This is a genomic window from Nocardioides convexus (assembly GCF_011090295.1).
In genome coordinates, this window is sequence record NZ_JAAMYA010000001.1 from 4054663 (window position 1) to 4076851 (window position 22189).

20 protein-coding genes and 7 pseudogenes are annotated in these 22189 nt (G+C 70.7%); 15 read left to right on the top strand and 12 right to left on the bottom strand.

The features are described 5' to 3' along the window. Positions 1-80: 80 nt before the first annotated feature. The 5 genes and pseudogenes from purN to G5V59_RS30170 all read left to right on the top strand — a co-directional run. Positions 81-690, top strand: a pseudogene (purN, locus tag G5V59_RS30150) (phosphoribosylglycinamide formyltransferase). A gap of 125 nt (positions 691-815) precedes the next feature. Then, positions 816-2402, top strand: a pseudogene (gene purH / locus G5V59_RS30155) (bifunctional phosphoribosylaminoimidazolecarboxamide formyltransferase/IMP cyclohydrolase). Positions 2403-2405: 3 nt separating this feature from the next. Then, positions 2406-2753 carry a hypothetical protein gene (locus tag G5V59_RS30160; RefSeq protein ID WP_278258919.1) on the top strand — a complete coding sequence of 116 codons (348 nt, stop codon included), beginning with the start codon at positions 2406-2408 and terminating at the stop codon, positions 2751-2753. Next, positions 2750-3618 (top strand): annotated as a pseudogene (locus G5V59_RS30165) (bifunctional methylenetetrahydrofolate dehydrogenase/methenyltetrahydrofolate cyclohydrolase). The gene G5V59_RS30160 and the pseudogene G5V59_RS30165 overlap by 4 nt, the downstream one beginning before the upstream one ends. A gap of 104 nt (positions 3619-3722) precedes the next feature. Further along, positions 3723-3944: pseudogene (locus G5V59_RS30170) on the top strand (DUF3017 domain-containing protein); the annotation flags it as partial. Positions 3945-4096: 152 nt separating this feature from the next. Here the strand turns inward: G5V59_RS30170 and G5V59_RS30175 are convergent. After that, positions 4097-5086: pseudogene (locus G5V59_RS30175) on the bottom strand (malate dehydrogenase). Positions 5087-5181: 95 nt separating this feature from the next. Here G5V59_RS30175 and G5V59_RS30180 point away from each other — a divergent pair. Further along, positions 5182-5841, top strand: coding sequence for a hypothetical protein (locus tag G5V59_RS30180; protein WP_278258920.1), 660 nt, complete (start codon positions 5182-5184; stop codon positions 5839-5841). 63 nt (positions 5842-5904) lie between these two features. Here the strand turns inward: G5V59_RS30180 and G5V59_RS30185 are convergent, their stop codons facing one another. Beyond that, a complete protein-coding gene (locus tag G5V59_RS30185; protein ID WP_278260155.1) occupies positions 5905-6897 on the bottom strand; it encodes an aquaporin in 993 nt (330 codons plus the stop codon). 209 nt (positions 6898-7106) lie between these two features. Here G5V59_RS30185 and G5V59_RS30190 point away from each other — a divergent pair. From G5V59_RS30190 to G5V59_RS30225, 8 genes and pseudogenes are all read left to right on the top strand, one after another. Then, a pseudogene (locus G5V59_RS30190) lies at positions 7107-7700 on the top strand (NADP-dependent isocitrate dehydrogenase); the annotation flags it as partial. Positions 7701-7800: 100 nt separating this feature from the next. Beyond that, positions 7801-8787 (top strand): annotated as a pseudogene (locus tag G5V59_RS30195) (NADP-dependent isocitrate dehydrogenase); the annotation flags it as partial. 651 nt (positions 8788-9438) lie between these two features. Continuing rightward, positions 9439-9999, top strand: a complete 561-nt coding sequence (locus G5V59_RS30200) for a hypothetical protein (RefSeq protein ID WP_278258921.1) — start codon at positions 9439-9441, stop codon at positions 9997-9999. Next, on the top strand, positions 9996-10382 hold the full coding sequence (locus tag G5V59_RS30205; protein WP_278258922.1) for a hypothetical protein: 387 nt from the start codon (positions 9996-9998) through the stop codon (positions 10380-10382). The genes G5V59_RS30200 and G5V59_RS30205 overlap by 4 nt, the downstream gene beginning before the upstream one ends. 60 nt (positions 10383-10442) lie before the next feature. Beyond that, positions 10443-10925, top strand: coding sequence for an ATP-binding cassette domain-containing protein (locus tag G5V59_RS30210; RefSeq protein WP_278258923.1), 483 nt, complete (start codon positions 10443-10445; stop codon positions 10923-10925). Beyond that, positions 10825-12456, top strand: coding sequence for a hypothetical protein (locus G5V59_RS30215; protein WP_278258924.1), 1632 nt, complete (start codon positions 10825-10827; stop codon positions 12454-12456). The genes G5V59_RS30210 and G5V59_RS30215 overlap by 101 nt, the downstream gene beginning before the upstream one ends. Then, on the top strand, positions 12393-13010 hold the full coding sequence (locus G5V59_RS30220) for an ATP-binding cassette domain-containing protein (protein ID WP_278258925.1): 618 nt from the start codon (positions 12393-12395) through the stop codon (positions 13008-13010). Before G5V59_RS30215 ends, G5V59_RS30220 begins: the two co-directional genes overlap by 64 nt. 113 nt (positions 13011-13123) lie before the next feature. Then, positions 13124-13711 (top strand): hypothetical protein, encoded by a 588-nt coding sequence (locus tag G5V59_RS30225; protein ID WP_278258926.1) that lies wholly within the window; start codon positions 13124-13126, stop codon positions 13709-13711. An 87-nt stretch (positions 13712-13798) separates the two neighbouring features. On the opposite strand, the gene G5V59_RS30230 is transcribed toward G5V59_RS30225, so the two are convergent. The 5 genes from G5V59_RS30230 to G5V59_RS30250 all read right to left on the bottom strand — a co-directional run bounded on the left by G5V59_RS30230 (position 13799) and on the right by G5V59_RS30250 (position 15910). Further along, positions 13799-14239 carry a CPCC family cysteine-rich protein gene (locus tag G5V59_RS30230; RefSeq protein WP_278258927.1) on the bottom strand — a complete coding sequence of 147 codons (441 nt, stop codon included), beginning with the start codon at positions 14237-14239 and terminating at the stop codon, positions 13799-13801. A 14-nt stretch (positions 14240-14253) separates the two neighbouring features. Beyond that, entirely contained in the window at positions 14254-14973 is a 720-nt protein-coding gene (locus G5V59_RS30235) for a hypothetical protein (RefSeq protein WP_278258928.1), read from the bottom strand. Next, positions 14949-15269 carry a hypothetical protein gene (locus tag G5V59_RS30240; protein ID WP_278258929.1) on the bottom strand — a complete coding sequence of 107 codons (321 nt, stop codon included), beginning with the start codon at positions 15267-15269 and terminating at the stop codon, positions 14949-14951. Before G5V59_RS30240 ends, G5V59_RS30235 begins: the two co-directional genes overlap by 25 nt. After that, positions 15178-15612 carry a hypothetical protein gene (locus G5V59_RS30245; RefSeq protein WP_278258930.1) on the bottom strand — a complete coding sequence of 145 codons (435 nt, stop codon included), beginning with the start codon at positions 15610-15612 and terminating at the stop codon, positions 15178-15180. Before G5V59_RS30245 ends, G5V59_RS30240 begins: the two co-directional genes overlap by 92 nt. Before the next feature lie 103 nt (positions 15613-15715). Further along, a complete protein-coding gene (locus G5V59_RS30250; RefSeq protein WP_278258931.1) occupies positions 15716-15910 on the bottom strand; it encodes a hypothetical protein in 195 nt (64 codons plus the stop codon). 127 nt (positions 15911-16037) lie between these two features. Between G5V59_RS30250 and G5V59_RS30255 the strand changes: the two genes are divergently transcribed. Next, on the top strand, positions 16038-16403 hold the full coding sequence (locus tag G5V59_RS30255; RefSeq protein ID WP_278258932.1) for a hypothetical protein: 366 nt from the start codon (positions 16038-16040) through the stop codon (positions 16401-16403). 267 nt (positions 16404-16670) lie between these two features. Here the strand turns inward: G5V59_RS30255 and G5V59_RS30260 are convergent, their stop codons facing one another. The 5 genes from G5V59_RS30260 to G5V59_RS30280 form a co-directional block, all read right to left on the bottom strand. After that, positions 16671-17003, bottom strand: a complete 333-nt coding sequence (locus G5V59_RS30260) for a hypothetical protein (RefSeq protein ID WP_278258933.1) — start codon at positions 17001-17003, stop codon at positions 16671-16673. A 13-nt stretch (positions 17004-17016) separates the two neighbouring features. Continuing rightward, entirely contained in the window at positions 17017-17262 is a 246-nt protein-coding gene (locus G5V59_RS30265) for a hypothetical protein (RefSeq protein ID WP_278258934.1), read from the bottom strand. A gap of 1186 nt (positions 17263-18448) precedes the next feature. Then, positions 18449-18646 carry a hypothetical protein gene (locus G5V59_RS30270; protein WP_278258935.1) on the bottom strand — a complete coding sequence of 66 codons (198 nt, stop codon included), beginning with the start codon at positions 18644-18646 and terminating at the stop codon, positions 18449-18451. Positions 18647-18783: 137 nt separating this feature from the next. Next, positions 18784-19908, bottom strand: coding sequence for a hypothetical protein (locus tag G5V59_RS30275; protein WP_278258936.1), 1125 nt, complete (start codon positions 19906-19908; stop codon positions 18784-18786). A 299-nt stretch (positions 19909-20207) separates the two neighbouring features. After that, positions 20208-21410, bottom strand: a complete 1203-nt coding sequence (locus G5V59_RS30280) for a hypothetical protein (RefSeq protein ID WP_278258937.1) — start codon at positions 21408-21410, stop codon at positions 20208-20210. Positions 21411-22189 lie beyond the last annotated feature (779 nt).

Here is a 22189-nt window from a genome sequence, read left to right on the forward strand (position 1 = left end):
CGGACGCGACCGCGCCCGGCGCGTCCACCTCAGGTCCCGGCCCGCGGTACCTGCGGCGGAGGGGCACTACAGTGACGGCCGTGCCCGCTCGTCTCGTCGTCCTGGTGTCGGGCTCCGGCACCAACCTGCAGGCGATCCTCGACGCCGCCGCCGATCCGTCGTACGGCGCCCGGGTGGTCGCGGTCGGCGCCGACCGGGACGGGATCGAGGGCCTCGCCCGGGCTGAGCGCGCCGGGGTGCCCACCTTCGTCGCCAAGGTCGGCGACTACGAACCGCGCGAGCACTGGGACCGCGCGCTGGCCGACCGGGTCGCCGCGTTCGAGCCGGACCTGGTGGTGCTCGCCGGCTTCATGAAGCCTGGTGGGGGAGTCCTTCCTCGACACCTTCGGCGGCCGCACCGTGAACACCCACCCGGCGCTCTCCCCGTCGTTCCCGGGGATGCACGGCCCCGCCGACGCCCTCGCCTACGGCGTGAAGGTCACCGGCGCCACCCTGTTCGTCGTCGATGCCGGGGTGGACACGGGTGCGATCGTCGCGCAGACCGTCGTACCGGTGGAGGACGAGGACACCGTCGAGAGCCTCCACGAGCGGATCAAGGTCGCCGAGCGGACGATGCTCGTGGACTCGGTCGGCCGGATGGCTCGCGAGGGCTTCACGGTGGACGGCCGACGGGTTCGGCTGGGCGGCTGATCGCCGCTACGATGGCGGCACACGACTGGCGCAGGTGGGGGACCACCGGGGAGTGACGAGCCGGCATCGACCGCCTGGGTGCCCTCATCGAAGCCTGTACCGACCGATGAGGAAGTGACCCCGCCGTGACCGACCGCATCCAGATCAAGCGCGCGCTTGTCTCCGTCTTCGACAAGACCGGCCTCGAGGACCTCGTCCGCGGCCTGCACGAGGCCGGCGTCGAGCTGGTCTCGACCGGCGGCTCGGCCGCCCTGATCGACGGCCTCGGCCTGCCGGTCACCCAGGTCGAGGACCTGACCGGGTTCCCCGAGTGCCTCGACGGCCGGGTCAAGACGCTGCACCCGCGGGTGCACGCCGGGATCCTCGCCGACCGCCGCCTGCCCGAGCACGTCGCCCAGGCTCGAGGAGCCTGGAGGTCGCGCCCTTCGACCTCGTCGTGGTCAACCTCTACCCCTTCGCCGCGACCGTCGCCTCCGGCGCCGGCATCGACGACTGCATCGAGAAGATCGACATCGGCGGGCCCTCGATGGTCCGCGCCGCCGCCAAGAACCACCCCTCCGTCGCGATCGTCACCGACGGCGGCGACTACGCCCGCACCCTGGAGGCGGTGCGTGCCGGTGGCTTCACCTACGACGAGCGCAAGGCGCTGGCCGCCAAGGCGTTCGTCCACACCGCGACGTACGACGTCCAGGTCGCCTCGTGGATGGGCTCGGTCCTCACCGACTCCTCCGAGGGCACCGGCTTCCCGGCCTGGATCGGCGCCACCTGGGACAAGTCCGCGGTGCTGCGCTACGGCGAGAACCCGCACCAGCCCGCCGCGCTCTACCGCTCCGGCCACGGCCCCGGCGGGCTCGCGGCCGCCGAGCAGCCTGCACGGCAAGGAGATGTCCTACAACAACTACGTCGACACCGACGCGGCCCGCCGCGCGGCGTACGACCACGGGGACGCGCCGACGGTGGCGATCATCAAGCACGCCAACCCGTGCGGCATCGCGGTCGGCGCGGACGTCGCCGAGGCGCACCGCCGCGCCCACGAGTGCGACCCGGTCTCGGCGTTCGGCGGCGTGATCGCCACCAACGTCCCGGTCTCGAAGGAGATGGCCGCCCAGGTCGCGGAGATCTTCACCGAGGTCATCGTCGCCCCGGCGTACGACGACGGTGCGGTCGAGCCTGCTGCAGGCCAAGAAGAACATCCGCATCCTCGTCGCCGAGCCCCTCGCGGCCGGCGGGGTGGAGACGCGGCCGATCAGCGGCGGGCTGCTCGTCCAGCACGCCGACCGGTTCCAGGCCGAGGGCGACGACCCGGCGCAGTGGACGCTGGCGACCGGCGAGGCCGCCGACGAGCAGACCCTCGCCGACCTGGCCTTCGCCTGGCGCGCGGTGCGCGCGGCCAAGTCGAACGCGATCCTGCTTGCCTCCGACGGTGCCGCCGTCGGCATCGGCATGGGCCAGGTCAACCGGGTCGACTCCTGCAAAGGCTGGCCGTCGAGCGCGCCAACACCCTGGTCGCGGGGGAGGAGCGGGCCCGTGGCTCGGTCGCGGCGTCCGACGCCTTCTTCCCGTTCGCCGACGGGCCGCAGATCCTCATCGACGCGGGCGTCAAGGCGATCGTGCAGCCGGGCGGCTCGGTGCGCGACGAGGAGACGGTCAAGGCGTGCGAGGCCGCCGGCGTGACCATGTACTTCACCGGCACCCGTCACTTCTTCCACTGAGCCGTGGTCGTCACCGGTCTGCACGACGAGCACGAGCACCGCACCAGGGTGCAGGTCGAAGCCGAGGGGCGCGAGATCGCCTTCGACGTCGCCGAGGTCCCGGACGGGACCTACGGCTACTCCCGCGCCGAGCGTTTCCTGGTCCGGGCCCGGGCTCCGATCGACCCGACCCGGCGCGTGGGGCTCTGGCAGCGCCCCGAGGACTACCGCTGGCTCGTGCAGGCTGCTCGCGGAGCACGGCGTGGGCGACGCCGAGGTGGGTCGCCTGCTGGCCGCCGTCCGGGCCGGCATGGGAGCCAAGGAATTCCGGTTCGTCTACTGATGGACCGCACTGAGAGGATGAGCACGTGACTGCACAGAAGCTCGACGGCAACGCGACCGCCGCCGCGATCAAGGACGAGTCTCAAGGTCCGCATCGCCGCGCTGAAGGAGCAGGGGATCACCCCCGGCCTGGGCACCGTGCTGGTCGGGGACGACCCGGGCTCGCGGTGGTACGTCAACGGCAAGCACAAGGACTGCGCCGAGGTCGGCATCGCCTCGCTCCGGGTGGACCTGCCCGAGGTCGCCACCCAGGAGGAGATCGAGGAGGCGGTGGCCACGCTCAACGCGGACCCCGCCTGCACCGGCTACATCGTCCAGGCTGCCGCTCCCGCGCGGGCGCGACGAGAACCGCGTGCTCGGGCTGATCGACCCGGCCAAGGACGCCGACGGGCTGCACCCCACCAACCTGGGCTGGCTGGTGCTCGGCAACGAGGCGCCGCTGCCGTGCACGCCGTACGGCATCGTGGAGCTGCTGCGCCGCCACGACGTACCGATCGCGGGGGCCGAGGTCGTCGTGGTCGGCCGCGGCATCACCGTGGGCCGCCCGCTCGGGCTGCTGCTCACGCGCCGCTCGGAGAACGCGACGGTGACCCTGTGCCACACCGGCACCGTCGACCTGGCCGCGCACGTGCGCAAGGCCGACATCGTGGTCGCCGCCGCGGGCGTTCCCGGCATCGTCACCGGCGACATGGTCAAGCCCGGCGCGGCCGTGCTCGACGTGGGCGTCAGCCGGGTCGACGGCAAGATCGCGGGCGACGTGGCCCCCGACGTGTGGGACGTGGCGGGCTGGGTCTCGCCCAACCCGGGCGGGGTCGGTCCGATGACGCGCGCGATGCTGCTCGCCAACGTGGTCTCGATGGCGGAGAAGAACGCGGCCCGGAAGGCAGCGCACTGAACGAGCAGGCACCGGTCCCGGAGGAGGACGGCGAGCAGCCCCTCGGCCCGCGCCGGTACCCCTCCACGATCGGCGGAGCCTTCTACATCGGCATCCTGCTGATCATCCTCGGCGGCCTGGTGGTCGCCAGCCTGTCCGAGTGGCGGGCCGGGCTGCGCATCGTCTCCGCCGGGCTCGGCCTGGCGGCGGCGCTGCGGCTGGTCCTGCCCGACCGGGACGCGGGGATGCTCGCCGTACGCCACCGGGTGCTCGACGTCGGCCTGCTGGTCGTCCTGGCCGTGGTCCTCTTCGTGCTCGTCGCGACCATCCCCGACCAGCCCGTCTGATCCCCCCGCGAGTTGTGGGTTCCCACCCGCGACTTGGGGCTTTCCGCCCATGAGTTGGGGCTTTCCACCCATGAGTTGTGGGTTCGCCCCGAAAAGCGCCGCACCCGCGGCCCCTGAGGACCGCGGGTGCGGGTGCAACCCAAGTCGCGAGGTCAGATGAGGCCGAGCTCGGTGACCGCGCTCTTCTCCTCGGCGAGACTCGGCGACGGAGGCGTCGATCCGGCCGCGCGAGAACTCGTCGATCTCCAGGCCCTGGACGATCTCCCAGTCACCGTTGGCGGTGGTGACGGGGAAGGACGAGACGAGGCCCTCCGGCACGCCGTAGGAACCGTCGGAGACGACGGCCATCGAGACCCAGTCGTCGGCAGGCGTGCCGTTCAGCCAGTCGCGGGCGGCGTCGCAGGTCGCGGACGCGGCCGAGGCAGCCGAGGAGGCGCCGCGGGCGTCGATGATCGCCGCGCCGCGCTTGGCGACGGTCGGGATGAAGGTGTCGGCGATCCAGGCCTGGTCGTTCACGACCTCGGCGGCGTTCTTGCCGGCGATCTCGGCGTGGAAGATGTCGGGGTACTGGGTCGCGGAGTGGTTGCCCCAGATGGTGATCTTCTTGATGTCGGTCACGGCCGAGCCGGTCTTCGCGGCCAGCCTGCGAGATCGCCCGGTTGTGGTCGAGGCGGGTCAGCGCCGAGAACCGCTCCTTGGGGATGTCGGGGGCGTTGCTCGCGGCGATCAGCGCGTTGGTGTTGGCCGGGTTGCCGGTCACGCCGACGCGTACGTCGTCCGCCGCCACCTTGTTGAGCGCCTTGCCCTGGGCGGTGAAGATCGCGCCGTTGGCCGAGAGCAGGTCGCCGCGCTCCATGCCCGGGCCACGCGGGCGGGCGCCGACGAGCAGGGCGAGGTTGACGCCGTCGAAGATCTTCTCCGGGTCGGCACCGATCTCGACACCGGCGAGGTTCGGGAACGCGCAGTCGTCGAGCTCCATGACGACGCCCTCGAGGGCCTTGAGGGCCGGCTCGATCTCGAGCAGGCGCAGGCTCGACGGGACGGTCGCCGGCGATGGCGCCGCTGGCGATGCGGAACAGAAGGCTGTAGCCGATCTGGCCGGCTGCGCCGGTCACGGCCACCTTGAGCGGGCTGGTGCTCACAGGGTCACTCCTCAGTGGGTCTGGCGGACGCTCTGGACGCTAGCAGCGTCGGACCGCGTGCCGGGAGCCGGGCGGCGGTGCGAGACGATGGCGCCATGCCGTCCCGCGCCCGCGCCCTGCTCGCGGCCCTCGCCGTGCTCGCGCTGGCCGGTTGCGGATCCGCCTCCGCGCCGAGCGCGCCCACCGGCGTCGACGGTCTCGTCGTGCCGACACCGGACCCGGACCCCGGCGACTTCGTGGACCGGGTCGACAACCCGTGGTTCCCGCTGACCCCCGGCACCACCTGGCGGTACGACGGCCCGATGGCCACCTCCGCGCGGCTGACCGCCCGCGCCGAGCCCGGCGGCGAGATCGACGGCGTGCCGACCACCGTGCTGGTGCGCACCGTCACCGGCCGCGCCCCGGTGCGCGACCACTACGCGCAGGACACCGCCGGCAACGTGTGGTGGTTCGGCCGCGAGGGCTCCTGGGAGGCCGGCACCGGCGGCGCCGAGGCCGGCCTGGTGATGCCGGCCCGCCCGCGGATCGGCGACGGCTTCCTGACGGCGCAGGTGCCCGGCGCCACGACACCGGAGGTGGCCTCGGTCGGCGCGCGGGACGTCTCGGTCGTCGTACCGCTGGGGGAGTACGAGAGGACCGTGGTGCTGGAGGTCCGCACGGAGCAGGGCACCCGGCGCGAGGTGTACGCGCGGGGGATCGGCCTGGTCCGGACAGACGAAACCGGGCTCGCCGCGTACGACGAGCCCGGTTCCTGAGCCTGGTGTTCTCCAGTCGGCAGCGCGGCGGGAGGCGTGCGACCAGCAAGCCTTGCTGCCGTCCTACACGCCGGAGACGCGCTCGACCAGTGTCACTGCGGGGGGCGGACCTGGGTCTGGTCGCCCGGCGGGGGCGCCCAGCCGCCACCCTGGTTCGGGTCCGGCGCCGGAGCGGCGGCCGGGTCCGGGGCGGAGGGGTAGGCCGGCTGCTGCTGGGCCGGGATCCACTGCTGCGCGGCGGGGTCCCACTGCCAGCCGTCCTGGATGATCGGCTGGCCCGGCTGCTGCTGCGGCTGGCCGTAGCCACCCTGCTGCTGGTTCCACTGCTGGGTGAAGCCCGGGTCGGAGGAGCCGCCGCTGCCGGAGCCTGAGGCCGGAGCCGACGACCGGGTCCTTGTCGCGGCCGAAGAGGACCGGGTAGAGCACGCCGGCGAGCGCGGCGCCGATGAGCGGGGCGACGATGAACAGCCACAGGTCCTGGATCGCGTCGCCACCGGAGAAGAAGGCGACACCGATCGAGCGGGCCGGGTTGACCGAGGTGCCGGTCGCGTTGATGCCGACGAAGTGGATCGCGGCGAGCGCCGGGCCGATCGCGAGCGGCGCCTGGGCGGCGATCGCGCGGTTGCGGTCGTCGGTGACGCCGAGGATCACGATCAGGAAGATGAAGGTCAGGAAGATCTCGATGAGCAGGGCGCCGCCCCACTCGACCGTGCCGGCCTCCCCGAACCCGTTGTTGCCGAGCGGGTCGCCGAAGCCCCAGCCGACGTCGCTGGCCAGGATGGTGATGGCGAGGACGAAGCCGCCGACCAGGGCGCCGGCGGTCTGCGCCGCGGCGTACAGGCCGGTGTCCTTCCACGAGATCCGGCCGGCGAGGGCCGCGCCGACGGAGACGGCCGGGTTGAAGTGGCCACCGGAGATCCGGCCGAACGAGTAGGCCATGATCACGATCGCGATGCCGAACGCGAGGCCCGTCGCCGCGACGTCCGCGCCGGTGGTGAACGCTGCGCCGCAGCCGATGAAGACCAGGACGAAGGTGCCGAGGAACTCGGCGAGCAGCCTTCTGGGTGAGGGTGGGCGGGGTCTCGGCCGTCTCGGCGGCCGTCACTTCTTGCGTCATGTCGGTCTCTCTCCTCGGTCCGGCCCGAAACCAGCCGGGTTACAGCGACCACCCTAGTCATTAGGGTGGCCGTGAAGGGGGACCCCTGGCCCTCCATCAGGTATCTTGACGTCAAGAATCCCCAACGGCTCAGGAGTGACGCCCGAACATGTCGAGCATCATCTACACCCACACCGACGAGGCGCCGCTGCTCGCGACGTACTCCTTCCTGCCGATCGTCGAGGCCTTCGCGGCCAAGGCCGGCGTCGCGTTCGAGACGCGCGACATCTCCGTCGCGGCGCGCATCCTCGCGCAGTTCGGCCTCGCCGACGACGCGCTGACCGAGCTCGGTGAGCTCGCGAAGACGCCCGAGGCGAACATCATCAAGCCTCCCCAACATCTCCGCCTCCATCCCGCAGGCTCAAGGCCGCGATCAAGGAGCCTGCAGGCGCAGGGCTTCGACCTGCCGGACTACCCCGAGTCGCCCTCCACCCCGGAGGAGCAGGAGATCCGGACGAAGTACGACAAGGTCAAGGGCTCCGCGGTCAACCCGGTGCTGCGCGAGGGCAACTCCGACCGCCGCGCGCCGGCGTCGGTGAAGAACTACGCGAAGACCCACCCGCACCGCAACAAGGCGTTCGGTGAGGGTTCCAAGACCGACATCGCCACCATGGGCGCGCACGACTTCGCCAGCAACGAGAAGTCCGTGACCCTCGCCGCCGACGACACCCTGTCGATCGTGCTGGAGAAGGCCGACGGCGAGAGCGTCGTCCTCAAGGACGGCCTCAAGGTGCTCGCCGGCGAGATCGTCGACGCCACCAAGGCTCGAGGTCGCCCACCTGCACGCCTTCCTGCGCAACGCGCTGGCGAAGGCCAAGGCCGAGGACGTGCTGTTCTCGGTGCACCTCAAGGCGACGATGATGAAGGTCTCCGACCCGATCATCTTCGGCCACGTCGTGCAGGCCTACTTCGCCGACGTCTTCGAGAAGTACGGCGCCGACCTCGCCGCCGCCGGCCTGTCGGCCAACGACGGTCTCGGCGCGATCCTCTCCGGTCTCGACGCGCTGCCCAACGGCGCGGAGATCAAGGCCGCCTTCGAGGCCGGTCTCGCCGACGGCCCGCGGCTGTCCTACGTCAACTCCGACAAGGGCATCACCAACCTGCACGTCCCCAGCGACGTCATCATCGACGCCTCCATCCCCGCCCTGGTCCGCAACGGCGGCAAGTCGTGGGGTGCCGACGGCGGGGAGGACGACACCCTCGCGGTGATCCCCGACTCGTCGTACGCCGGGGTCTACAAGGCCGTCTTCGACGACGTGAAGGCCCACGGCCCGCTCGACCCGGCCACCATCGGCACCGTCCCGAACGTCGGCCTGATGGCCCAGGCGGCCGAGGAGTACGGCTCGCACGACAAGACCTTCGAGATCCCGGCCGCCGGCACCGTGCGGGTCCTGGCCTCCAACGGCGACGTGCTCATCGAGCACGACGTCGAGGCCGGCGACATCTGGCGTGCCTGCCAGACCAAGGACATCCCCGTCCAGGACTGGGTCAAGCTCGCCGTCACCCGCGCCCGCGCGTCGCAGACGCCGGCGATCTTCTGGCTCGACGAGGCGCGTGCCCACGACGCCGAGCCGATCAAGAAGATCAACGCCTACCTGCCCGAGCACGACACCGAGGGGCTGGAGATCCAGGTCCTCGCGCCGTCCCTGGCGACGTCGTACACCCTGGAGCGGATGCGCAAGGGCGAGGACACCATCTCGGTGACCGGCAACGTGCTGCGCGACTACAACACCGACCTGTTCCCGATCCTCGAGCTCGGTACGTCGGCGAAGATGCTCTCCGTCGTACCGCTCATCGCGGGCGGCGGCCTCTTCGAGACCGGCGCCGGCGGCTCGGCGCCGAAGCACGTGCAGCAGACTCGTCGAGGAGAACTACCTGCGCTGGGACAGCCTGGGCGAGTTCTTCGCGCTGGTGCCGTCCCTGGAGAAGTACGCCGAGCAGGCCGGCGCCCCGGCCGCGCAGGTGCTCGCCGACGCCCTCGACCGCGCGACCGGCACCTTCCTCAACGAGGACCGCTCGCCGGGCCGCAAAGCTCGGCACGACCGACAACCGCGGCTCGCACTTCTACCTCGCGCTCTACTGGGCCGAGGAGCCTGGCGCAGCAGACCGAGGACGCCGACCTGGCCGCGGCCTTCAAGCCGCTCGCGGAGAGCCTGCGCGCCAACGAGGAGAAGATCGCCGGCGAGCCTGATCGCGGTCCAGGGCAGCCCGGCCGACATCGGCGGCTACTACCGCCCCGACGGCGAGAAGACCTCGACCGTGATGCGGCCGAGCGCGACGCTCAACGAGGCGCTCGCCGCCTTCTGATCCGTCCCGCACCACCACCGGACTCCCCGGGCCGCCGGCCCGGGGAGTCCGGTCGTTTTCGGGCCTGTTCGGGCCCGGCGGCCGGAAGATATTCGGAGGCGAAGTGTCGGACCGGGAAACTACGGTGGGGACCGATGACCGAGACGCTGACCCGCACCGCCGCTCCCACCCCGACCGGCGCTGTCGACGACCCGTCCCGACGCGTCGACTGGCGCCGGCTGAGCACCCCGCTGGCCGCGGTCGCGCTCGCGTGCTCAGCCCTGGCCGCGATCGGCACGACGCTCGGCACCGTCGTCGCCGGGCACCTCGCCGAGGAGCCGAGCCGGGGTCTGGTCGGGCTGCTCGCGACGTGCGTGATCGGTGCCTCGCTGATCGACACCGTCGGCAAGGTGATGTGGGTCGGCAACTCCGACCGGGTCGAGGGCCGGCTGCGCGAGGACCTGCTCGACGCGGCCCTGCGCCAGCCGCTCGCCGCGCTGGGGGAGCAGGCCGTCGGCGAGATCCTGGACCGGGTCGACGACGACACCCACGAGGTCGGCAACCTGGTCCGCTGGCAGCTTGTGGATGCTCTCGCGCACCCTGTTCGGGGCGGTGCCGCTGTGGCTCGTCGCGGGCTTCACGTGGTGGCCCGCGTGGCTGCTGTTCCCGCTGCTCGCCGTGGTGACCTTCACGGCGATCCGCTCGCTGCTCGGTGAGATCTCCCGGCTCAAGGTCGTCGAGGAGATGGCCTGGACCGACCACGCCGCGGCGCTGGAGGAGGGCATCGCCGGGCGCGACGACCTGCGCACCAGCCTCGGCCAGGCGCACGTCGTCCAGCGGGTCGCCCGGCTGTCCGCGCAGGTGCACGAGCGCTTCCGCGCGGTGGTGCTCGTCGAGAGCCGGCTCGGCCGGCGCGCGGGGTTGCTGCTCTACGCGCTGCTCGTCGCGGTCGCGGTGGCCGGCGTGCTGCTCGCGTCCGGCGGCACCATCTCGGTGGCCCGCCTGGTCACCCTGTTCCTGGTCACCTCGACCTTCGTCGGCCAGGTCGCGATGCTCGCCAACCACCTGCCCGACCTGCAGGCCGGGCTCGGCGCGGTGATCCGGCTGCGCCAGATGCTCGCGGTCGAGCCCGAGCCCGCGGGCGGCGCCGCCGTACCGGATGCGTCGTCGGGGGAGGGGCTGGACCTGGACATCCGCGGCCTCGACTTCGCCTACGCCGAGGGCAGGCTTCGCGCTGCGCGACGTCGACCTGCACGTCCCCGCCGGCCAGACCATCGCCCTGGTCGGGCGATCCGGCTCCGGCAAGTCGACGCTGGCCTCGCTGCTCTCGCGCGCCGTCGAGCCGCCGCGCGGCACGGTCTTCCTCGGTGGCGTCGACGTGCGCGACCTCGACCTGCAGGGGCTACGCGCCGCGGTCGGCGTGGTCACCCAGCGCACCGAGATCCTCTCCGGCACGCTGGAGGAGAACATCACCCTCTTCGGCGACCAGCCGCGCGCCGAGGTCGAGGCGGCGCTCGCCCAGACTCGGCCTCACCGGGTGGGTGGCCGGCCTGCCCGACGGGCTCGACACCCTGCTCGGGGCGGGCGGCACCCGGCTCTCGGCGGGGGAGGAGCAGTCTGGTCGCCTTCGCGCGGTTGCTGATCCGCGACGTGCGGGTGGTCGTCCTCGACGAGGCCACCGCGCGGATGGACCCGCACACCGAGCGGCGTGTGGTCGCGGCCGCCGACCGGCTGCTCAGCGGCCGCACCGGGGTGCTCATCGCGCACCGGCTCAGCACCATCCAGCGGGCGCCGCTGGTGGCCGTGCTCGACCACGGGCAGGTCGTCCAGCAGGGCGTGCGCGCGGAGCCTGGCCCGCGCCGAGGGGCCCTTCCGCGACCTGCTCGAAGCGAGCCGGGTGGACCCGGGTCCGGCCATCGCGGTGGCCGGCGAGCCTGCCGGTCGAGGAGCACGCCGCGGGCGTGGGTGGGCGACGCCGTACCGGACCGCCGCCCGAGGTGCCCGAGGTCGGCACTGGCCCGAGCCTGGCCCGCGGCATCGTGCACGCGCTCTCCGTGCGCCCGGCGTGGGGCGTCGCGGGTGCCGCGCTCTTCCTGGCCGCCTCGCTCACCGGCGCGCAGGGCGCGGTGACCGGCCTGCTCTGGGGCTCGATCGTGGTCGACCTCGACGACGGCGTGCCCTGGCCGCTGGTCGGTGCGCTGGTGGTCTGCCTGCTGGCCTCGCCGCTGATGCTGGCCGATGCGTTCTGGCGCTACCCGCGCTGGTGGGTCGAGGTCCTGCTCCGCACCCGGATGGCGGTGCTGCGCGGCCAGACCGACCAGCGCCGGCTGCCGCGCACCCCTCCGGGCGAGGTGGTGGCGCGCTCGATGGATGCCGACCGCTACGCGCGCTACGCCGACCGCTGGGTCGACTTCGTCAACGGCATCGTGATCGCGGCCGTCACCGCCCTGCTGGCCGGCACCGTGCTGGCCGGTGCGGTGCTGATGGCCGTGCTGGTGGTCTCGGCGCTGGCCTCCGCGCTGGGCCGCCCGATCGCCGGTCGCTCGGCGGCGGCCGCGTCGGCGGCGCGGGCCCGGTTCGGACGCGCGGTGGTCTCGACGCTCGAGGCGGCGCGCACGGTCAAGCCTGGCCGCGGCCACCCCGCAGGTGCGGGCGCACCTGCGCGAGGTCGACGGTGGCCGGGTGGACGCCGCGGTGCGCGAGCACCGGGTGCAGGCGGTGCTCGACGGCGTCCCCATGCTGATGGTGCAGGGCGGAGTCGTGGCGGCCTGGGCGGTCTACTTCGCCGACGGCTGGGGCCTCGGCACGACCCTGCTGGTGGCCAACGCGGTGGCGGGCTTCGACTGGTTCGGCCGGGTCGCCGGCATGGTCGTCACCGAGGCACCGGGCACGCGGGCGTGGCAGCGCGAGACCAGCCGGTTCGCCGGCGGCGTGGACCTGATGGACGTGGCGCCGGGCGTGGACCTGGTCTCGGGAGCGGCGCCGGAGCCGGACGTGGTGCCCCGGGTGCCGCTGGCAGCGCTCGACCTGGGCGACTTCGCGGCGATCCACGACGACGGGACGATCGGCGTGCACGACGTGGACCTCACCGTCCGTGCCGGGGAGCCTGGTGCTGCTCGTCGGCCAGGTCGGTGCGGGCAAGTCCAGCCTGCTGGCCGCGCTGGCGGGCCTGATCGAGCACGAGGGCTCCATCCGGTGGAACGGCGAGGAGGTCGCCGATCCGCAGGTGTTCCTGCGGCCAGGGCAGGTGGCGCACGTGGCGCAGGTGCCGCGGGTGCTGTCGGGCAGCCTTCGCCGACAACGTCCGGCTGGGCCACGAGCGGCGCTTCGACGAGCCCGTGGCCGCGGCGCGGCTCGGCCCCGACGTGGTCGAGGCCGGTGGCCGGGACGCACTGGTCGGGCACCGCGGCGTACGGCTCTCCGGTGGGCAGGTGCAGCGCCTCGCGCTCGCCCGCGCGCTGGCTGCCGACGCCGAGTCTGCTGCTCGCCGACGACGTCTCCAGCGCGCTCGACGCGAGCACCGAGATCGAGCTTCTGGACGGCGCTGCGCGAGCGCAACGCCACGGTCATCGGAGCCACCTCCAAGCGCGCGGCCCTCGCCCGCGCGGACCGGGTGGTCGTGCTGGAGGATGGCGCGGTCGCGGCGGCCGGCCCGTGGTCGGAGCTTGTCGGCCGAGTGGGGACACCTCGCCGGCTGACGGTGTTGCCACGCCCGTCGGCGGGGTAGCGTCGCGGGCATGCCCATCAAGGCTCGAGAACGTCGCCATCGCCGTCCGGGACCTCGAGGCGACCATCGCCTTCTTCACCGACCTCGGCCTCACGGTCCTGGGTCGCGACGAGGTGAGCGGCGAGTGGACGGACACCGCGGTCGGGCTCGACGGCAACCACGCCAAGATCGCCATGCTGCAGACCCCGGACGGCCTCGGCCGGCTGGAGGCTCTTCGAGTACATCCACCCCGATGCCATCGAGACCGAGCCGACGCTGCCCAACGAGATCGGCATGCACCGCGTCGCCTTCTCCGTCGACGACCTCGACGCCGCCCTGGAGATCGCCGCGAAGCACGGCTGCACCCCGCTGCGGGGCGTGGGGACCTACGAGGACATCTACCGGCTGACCTACGTGCGCGGGCCGAGCGGCATCATCGTGATGCTCGCCGAGGAGCCTGCGCAACGGCTGAGCGCGCCGGCTCAGCCCGAGAGGGGCGGGCGGCGCAGGCTGAACGTGGGCCTGCTGCTCGCGCAGGCTCGTCGCGCACGGGCGCGGGCCAGCGGTCGACGTACGGCTGGACCGAGGCCTCGTGCCAGGACTCGTCCTCCAGGAAGGCGATCGCCACGCAGTTCGGGGCGTACGTCGACGAGCCCTCCTCCAGCGCGGGAAGCATCGCGGTCACGATCCGCAGCCCCGTCGCGTCGTCGCCGTCGCGGTAGGCCCGGAGCGCCGAACCGGCCGCCGAGCGGCAGACGTCGAAGGCGTGGGCGGCGCCCCAGCGCCGCTCGGACTCGGCGATCGCGGCCTCAAGATCGGGAACCTGCCGCAGGTGGTCGAGGAACCGGTCCTCGTTCGTCGGCTCGGCCGGAGGCCGGGGGAGTGCGTGCTGGTCGCCGTTCCAGTACGTCGGCCGCCAGTAGTACAGCGCCTCGTAAGTAACCGGCCACTGGTCGCCGTCCAGGACCGCGTTCGTCCAGTCCAGCGCGGGATCGAAGGGCCGCCAGCCGTCGTCGAGCGGCTCGTTGCGGCGCGGCTTGCGGACCTTGCCGCGGAAGCCCGGGTGCATCGCGCCCGATCCGGCGTACGCCTGCTGCGCCTCCATGAGGCTGACGCCGTTGGGACCCTCCGGGCTCATCGGGTAGCGCAGGCTGGTGGCCGTCGTCCTCCCAGAAGCAGACCGGGCAGAGGTCGTCGTCCGGGCCGTCGCCGAGAGTCAGGTGGCCGCAGCAGGGGCAGGGGAGGCGCACGGGAGCATTCTGCGTCAGGCGCCTTGCTCGGTCAGCGAGGCCGGCGGCAGCCAGTCCGCACCGAGCAGCGCGGCGAGGTCCGCGAGGCCGGTGGTGTCGCTCCCGACCGTGTCGGACGCGGCCGCGATCCGCTCGACCATGACCTTGCCGACCTGCTCCTCGACCGTGCCCTCGGCGTAGGCGATGTGCCACGGGGACACCTGGTGGTCGCGGTGCGTGCGGCCGGTGACCTGCCGTCCGGCGATGCCGGAGAAGCGGGCCTGGTGGAACACCCCGACCCGCGGCTCGGTGCTCGCCTGGCGGCCGTCGGCGAGGGTCTCGCCCGCGTGCAGGCTGATCGAGGCGACGGTGGTGAAGACGCACACCTTCGCCTCCCCGGTCTGGAACCGGAGCCGCTCGGCCTCGGCGTCGAACCGGTCGCGGCCGTAGATCGTCGCCACCTCGATGCCGGACTCCCGCAATCGCTCGGTGATCGGGTCGGCGGCGGTCGCGACGAACTCGACCGAGCACGCCACCTGCCGCTCCGCCCGCACCTGCTGCGCGATCCAGTCGACCGTCGAGTCGACCCGGATCAGCCCGGCCTTCTGCCGGAAGCGCAGCAGCGCGGCCCGCCCCTTCGCGACGTTGCGCCCACGCCGGGCGATGTCCATCTCCCGGCAGAACTCGCCCCACTCCGCCTCGTACGCGCTCCGCTCCGCCGGCGTCAGCGTCACCGGCATGCCCGAGATCGGCACCGGACCCCACGGCGCCGCGCGGTGCAGCATCGCGGCCGGTCGTACGTCGGCCAGCCAGCCCCGCACGAGCCTTGAGGTCCGCGGCCCGCCGTCCGGGGTCGCTGGTCCACGCGGCGCCGTACCGGCCCTGCTCGACCCCCACCCCGTGCCGCTCCAGCGCGTCGGCGAACATCGCGCCCGGCTGGGTCGCCGCGGTCCACTCCTTCATCGGCTCGCTGAGCACCTGCGCGTACGCCGGCGCGAGGTACGGCAGACTCCAGCGGCGTGTGCCCCGGCGTCGCGGTCGTCGCGATCACGAACGGCGCCTTGTCGTGCGGCTTCCCGTGCCCCGAGATCCGCGCCCAGAGCCTTCCACCGCTTCGTCGTCGTACGACGGAGTGCGTGCGCCTCGTCCGCGATGATCACGTCCCACGTGTGGTCCTTGACCTTCTCCAGCCGGTCCCACGTGATGACGACCCACTCCATGCCGCCGTCACCGAGCGCCGCGATCGTCCGGCACCAGTGCCCGATCGTGATCGCCGCCGGCCGGTCCGCCACCACCAGCACCCGCCGCGCACCCCGCAGGTCGCCCACCGCCGTCGCGCCGAGGACGGCCGAGACCGTCTTCCCGACCCCCGGCTCGTCCGCCAGCAGGAACATCCGCCCACCCGCCTGGGCCCGAGCGGCGATCGCGTCGGCCGCCTCGAACTGGATCCTGCGCGGCTCCAGGCCATCGGTCGGCTCGGGGTTGGGTGCCGGGGCGTCAGGGTTGAGTCTCGTTCTCGATGAACCTGCCGAGCGTGTACGGACCGGGCGCGTAGGGCTGGAGGTGCTGGGGGAGCCGGGCTCCTACGTACAGGTGGGTCTTGACCGCCGAGTGCCACGTCGCCTGGTCGGCCTGCACGCCGTACGGGACGTCGAGCACCCACACCCGCTCACCCGGCCCCGCGACCGGCAACGGGCGGGGCTGTCGCGTGCCGCCTCGGCGACCGCTGGAACGACGAGAACGTGCCACCCCGCGACGCTACCGGTGACCGGCCGATCCTCCGCTGGGGCTCGCCAAGGAGAGCCGAACCTCCGGCCGGGTGCCGCTGATCCGTCACCTACCCTCGACCGGTGGGAGACATCGAGGACCAGGCCTGATCCGCACGCCTCCGCCTCTCAAGGACTATCTCCACCTGAGGTCGGCCTCCGGCCTGTCGCCGAAGTCCGCTGCACAGGGCGAGGGCGCACTGACCGGCAGGCTGGTGCTGGAGCGTGGTCCAGCACGACGGACGCGCCGTCGCGATGGGCCGTGTGATCGGCGACGGCGGCTGGTACTTCCACATCGGCGACATGGCCACCCTCCCAGAACACCAAGGCCGCGGACTCGGGCGCCGCGTGCTCGCCGACCTCCTGGCACAGATCGCCGAGGCCGCCCCAGCAGAGCCGTACGTGACCCTGATGGCTGACGCACCCGGCCGCCAGCCTGTACGAGTCGATGGGATTCGTGGAGACGGCGCCGAAGTCGTTGGGCATGCGGCTCGCTCACTGACCCACCCGCGTCCTCACATCGCCCCAGCGTTGGCCCAGCATAGGGCGCGCGACGCCCCCCGCGGGCCCTCACCTGCCTGACGCGGTAGCCCTTTGCCGCGGTTAGACGCACCTCCTGAGCCGCGCGGATCGCGGCCAGTCTGGGCGATCCGCCACCAAAGGTGGGGCGGGTGGCAATGAGTTCCTCAGTTGCCGGCGGACGTGTCCGATCGGCCCTTCGGCTGTCGCCACCCTTCGGGCGCCGAGTCGTCGGCGATCCCCCGGCTGGGGGACGGCAGTTGCTGCTCTTCCATGCTCACCACGTAGCGGTGCCACCCGACGCCGGCCTGGAACCGAGCGAGCCAGACGCTCGACAGGCCCTGTCGGTCCTCACGGTCACGCGATGCTCGGCCACGGAACCAGACGTCCGAGATCCCCGGCGGAAGGACGAGATCCTCGACGTGCTCCGCCGGCGCGCCTTCGTAGGTGTCGGAGAGCCGGTAGAAGTAGCCGCCAACGTCGTGACCGCGTGCAAACAAGAAGAGATGCCGCTCATCTGCGGGTTGCGCCAGGAGCTTTGTCGAGATTCTCTTGCGCCCAGTCCTCTTCAAGCATCTCGGTACACACCTGCGCGAGCTCGCCGAGCCTCGCCGGGACCGATCCGCTCTCGGTTTGCGGCCGCCCTTCCCGCTTCGCGGCGGCCCATTGGCTCATCAGGCTCGCGGCCGGGGGTGAGGTGATCTCGACGATGCCGCGCCGGGTTCCACCCTCGGGGTAGATCCAGGCGCCGTCGGGCATCTTGTTGCCGGCGCCGGCATCCGCAAAGCCTGGATCTCGACGCCTAGCACTTCCTCCATCGCAAGGAACGCGATCTCCTCCTCCCGGCTTGCCTGGGATTTCGCCGCGTTGCTCATAGTTGGAGGGTAGCCGTCGTCGGGCAGGCGGTGCGCCGTCCGCAGCGATGTGAAGTGTCATGGGAGGCGCCCGAATAGGACGACGGGGCCACCATCGGTGTTGCTGTCGGCGAGCAGACTCGGCCCAGTCGTCCTGCTTCGTGTGCATTGGGTGGGCCATGGTCGGGAGGGTTCTTGTCAAGTGCCGTAGGTCCACCGACGTCCGGTCCGGTCCGTATTGGACCCAGTCGCTGGCGTCGGCGAGCGGCCTAGTCATCTCCGGGCCAAAGCCTGCGGCTCGTGCGAGCCGTCGACGGGCACAAGGCACCACACCAGCGGCCGGAACACGATGTCGGCGAAGGCTTGAGTGCCGCACTCGCTCCACGAGAACCCGCATCGACCAAACACCGCTCACCAGCAGCCCTTGCCGCTCGAAGAGGGGGTGCGTGCGACCGACCTTCAGCGCGAGCCGAGCCTGGCCATCGCACCGGCCCTTCCCCGGGCTGCTCGTTAAGAAGGTCGTTGGCAAGATCGGGAAACAGAATCCTCAGGCGAGGGTTGATCGCGAACATCCCGAACAGGACGCAGCGCGCTACGAGCCCGGGCGCGAAACGCGCGCCGGGCGCCTCGCCAGGAATGACCGCGATTCGTAACGCCGTGTCAGTGGTTAGCCGCGCGACCTGATGAGCGAAGTCGGCATACGCACGGTCATAGGTGGTACCGGCAAGGTTGTTGCAGGTCTCACACAGTCCCCGAACCCACATGCCACCCGGGGACCATCTCCCCGGGCGCCGTACACGGTTCTCGTCGACGAGATCAGAGGCTCGCTCGACGGGACCCGTATTACCAGCCTACCTGAGGAGGGACGTGCGCCTTCGTGAGCTTCCGAAAGTCTCCACACAGCCCGCAGAATCGTGGCTCGGGCGAGCCCATGGTGGAACCGATCAGATCATGGCCTGCCACGGTTCGCCTCCAAGCACCAGTAGGGTTTGCTGCACCGATAATCGATATCTTGATCTGCGTCGACGTGTGACCGCGCCAAATATTCGGCGTTGAAGTTTCTGGAAGTCGCCGAGTAGCGGCAAATCGACTCACTTCTTGCTTGTTTGCGCGCGCGCCTGCGGCCCGCTCATGAGGATGGTTCGAGCGGCGATAGTCCTGTCCTCTTCACCCATACCGGCCACGAGCATCAGCAGAAATTGAGCCGCCCGGGGCGCACCATGCTTCTCGGCGATCTCGGCGTACGCGTGGGCCAGAACCGAGGGCAGCGGGTCGGCGGTGCCGGGCAACTCGTCCAGGGCCGTTCGGATGCCTTGCATTACGAATGGCAGGGTGTCGGGACGCAGCCAGGGCTGGGCGAACTGGTGCGTTAGAAGGATCTTGAGATTGTTCGACGCACCTTCGACGTTCCCGCCGGTGATTCGGACTAGGCCGAGTGCGACGGCAGCTCGTCCATTGGGCGATGCCTGCCGGGGAGGCGGCCGCGATGTGAGTCATGGCAATGCTGGCGAATCGGACACATGCGGCTGCGTCGAGCCAGGAATGGGGGCGAGCGACAGCGGCGGCAGCGCCCTTCGGCATCCAGCCGTCGACTTCTGCAGCGAGCATGAGGACGTCCGCATCGAAGTCCAGATCTACGTGATATCCAAACTATCAAGCAGGCACGAGCAGCGTTCCCGAGGTCGTGGTCAAGCAAGCCGCCGGCCTCCGGGGCCGCGAGAAGGTCGACGGTACCGAATGTTTGTGCGCCTTCAGATGCAGCCATTTGCCGAAGGGACCGATCGTCGCACCAGAATGCCCGCTGTTCTGACATGGCTAGGTCAAGCGAACTCAGCCAGATCCCTTCGCCAGAGAAGTCAGCGAACCGCTTGAGGCCGGGCCAGCCTCTACGCGCAGACCGGGCCAACAGTTCAACGACACGGTCGGCGCGGCGCGCGAAGGTATCGGCCTCCTCTTCGCTGATCTCAGCAACTAACGGACGCTCGTGCTTGTCGTCCCAACCAAGGGTCATGGTCGAACGCAGGCCGAGGCTCTGCTGCGCTCCGAGCGCGTCGCGGTAAGTGGAGTCTGTGGTCTCCAAGGCCAGGAACGCGCCGATCAACTTGTCGACGATCGCCGAGTCGAGGAGGGAGAGCGTTGATGCCGCCGTGGCGTCGATAACAACGCGAGAACCCAGTGCAGCCGTAGCGGCCGCCTGTCCGGCTTCGGAGGTTGACGGCATGTGGCTGAACACGAGGCCGGCACCGTTCTTGATGCAGACTTCAGCGTAGGTACGGCTCGTCAGTTCGACAACAAAGCCCAGCGGCAGTTCGCCGCGTGCGACGCGTTCGCGAAGATCTTTGACTGCCGGGTCTTCTCTCGTCTGATCCCTAAGTATGGCGGTCAGCGAGCCGACGACATCGTTCTCGTCCAACTTGAACGACCGAAAGACATGGTTCTCTGGATGCGTCACTGTGAAGTCGGCAGTCGCCTTGTGAAGTTCGGCGATGTCGGAGTCCGCCACGTCGCGGGCGTGGCGAGTGAGTCCGCGATAGATCTCGATGAGGAACACGCCGACAACGTCCGGCTCGTGGACCCAGGAGCCCATCATCTCGAGAGAGCGTTGAACGAACTCGGGGCTGTCGTCGCACTCGGCCGCCAGGCCAATCCATGTACGGGCGTCGCTAGCATCGCGCGGGTTGACTGGTCTGCCCTGGTGGGTGAGAGCACGCCAAGCGTCATGGAGATTTCCCGCCCGAACCAAGCCTGTGCACCAGCGCCCACCGCACGGTGAGGTTTACCGGGGCGATGGTGGCCATTTCACGCACGACTGCCAACGACCGGTCGAATTCACCTCGTGACTCCAGCGAGTCAAACTGAATCATCAGGGTCTCTAAGCGTCCTGCCCAGGCCGGGCCGCCGAGCGAGAGTGCAGTGGCGGCCGCGTCGAACGCCTTCTCGTAGTTCCCGACGATCTCGTATCTGGCGGCAGCCATACGCATCAACAGCGGGTGATTCCAACGGGTGCCGCCGACCTCGAGGAGGGCTGCCGCCTCTGCAACCTGTCCCTGCGCAACGAGCCTTTCGGCGAGCAGGACCGTGAGTCTGTTCAGACTCGCTGGCTCGGACACGGAGCAGTGACATCTCGTCGTCGCTGCTCATCACCTCATGAATGGTCTTGATGTTGTCCACGGCCAGGCTGTACTCGCCAGGCAGCGTGTCTAGGTCCGGGAGGCGCTTGCCGAGGGGCGCTAGAGCAGAGGCGGTCTGGAGCCGCGAGGTGTCATTGGGTGCGTGGTTCCAGGCTTGGAGCCAGGCCTCCTCGGCGTCTTGGACACGGTTGTCTGTGAAAGCCTCCCAACCCTCGATTGTGTGAGTCACAAACGGATCATCAAGAGACTTGGCGACTGAATGCGCGTTCTCAAACCTCCCCATGGTGGCCGCGAGGATCGCCGACTCTCTTCGAAGCCGGATGTCGCGCGCTTCGTGTGGAAGGGCAGTTCCCTCTGGCGGTGCCTGTGTAAGGCGCCACGCCTGGTCGATATCGGTTGCCAGCGCGGACGCCCTTACTGCTGTCAAGATCGGAGCGACACTGTCGCCGAGCCATGCTCGACGAGAGTCGCGAGCTTGAATCGCCAACTCGAAGGCGCGGGCGAAATCGCTGAGCGGGTGTTCGCTCAGCCCGTGATGGCCACGCGAGATGAGCGCCTCGGCCGTGCGCAGCGTGTTGCCGCTGCCCTCAGGATGGTCGGCTGCGCCTTCGATTCCAATCTTAATGGCCCGGTTGAAGTCGCCGCGACCGGTTGCTGCCGCGGTCTGCAGGATGGACTTGATTGACTGGTCATTTGGGTCCTCGGAACTCCATGACTCAAGGCTCTTCTCGGCGGCCGCGTAGTCGCCTTCCTCGATCGCTTCGCCCGCCGCAGCGAGCGGGTGCTTCGGCACCGAACGCGACCACAACTCTCTTGCAATCGCGGCGTCGTGCTGCGTGCCGGTTCCGATCGTCAAACCGGCTCGAGCCCACCAGTAGGAAGCAGATGCACCTGCGGCGACTCCCTTCGTCACGAACTCCACGACAGCAGCGTCGGCCCCGTAGTCGCCGGCAACAGAGGCAAGCCAGCACCACGCCGCAGCGGGAGCGTCTGTCATGACGGCCGGGGGAGTCGTCGCCCACTGCTCAAAGAGCGCCCGTCGCTCTCGCTCACCCCCAACACTGATCACGAGTCCTCTGAAGGGCGTCCATTGGGCTGCGACATCGCGGGCCGCTGCTGCTCGCCACGGATGAAGTTTTGTAGAGCGCTGGCGAACGCGACCTCGTCACCGCCCGAAGTGAGTAGCGCTCGTTGTTCGACAGCCGTGTTCTTGATCGTCTGTTCGAGTCGAAGCGTTTGTGCAACTCGGCCGTCATTCTTGGTCTCGCGTCGCAGAGACTCGTCACGAACCAACTCGACGATCCTCGAGGCCGCTGCGTGTCGGTCCAAGGCGGCGCCAGCCACGACCGAAAACTCCAACGACTTGAGCGCACTGCGGAGCTCATCAGCGTCGCCCGTCGCGACAGCCCCACGTACGTCCTCGACTTTCAGCCACGAGGTCAGCGTTCGCCAACCGACCTCGATTCCTTCGGGCTTCGCCTTCTTCGCGACAGACTCGGGCGACCCGAATGCGCTGGGTCCGCTTCGCTAGGACAGCGATGATCTGCCTGCCGGCGACACCCCCGATGCCCTTCGACGCACCGGTGGCTGCGGCGGCTGCCGCGCTGATCGGATCTAGCATGACGCTCCTTCGCTGTCGGCCCCATGCTGCCTGAGAAGTCCGAGATTCGGGCGCCCCCAGCGTCGTTCCGGCTGATTTCC

Coding starts and splice junctions, on each gene's coding strand:
- G5V59_RS30180 (WP_278258920.1), top strand. CDS start 5,182: ATGCCGTCCCGCGCCCGCGCCCTGCTCGCGGCCCTCGCCGTGCTCGCG.
- G5V59_RS30200 (WP_278258921.1), top strand. CDS start 9,439: ATGACCGAGACGCTGACCCGCACCGCCGCTCCCACCCCGACCGGCGCT.
- G5V59_RS30210 (WP_278258923.1), top strand. CDS start 10,443: ATGCGTCGTCGGGGGAGGGGCTGGACCTGGACATCCGCGGCCTCGACT.
- G5V59_RS30245 (WP_278258930.1), bottom strand. CDS start 15,612: ATGTTCCTGCTGGCGGACGAGCCGGGGGTCGGGAAGACGGTCTCGGCC.
- G5V59_RS30265 (WP_278258934.1), bottom strand. CDS start 17,262: ATGCCCGACGGCGCCTGGATCTACCCCGAGGGTGGAACCCGGCGCGGC.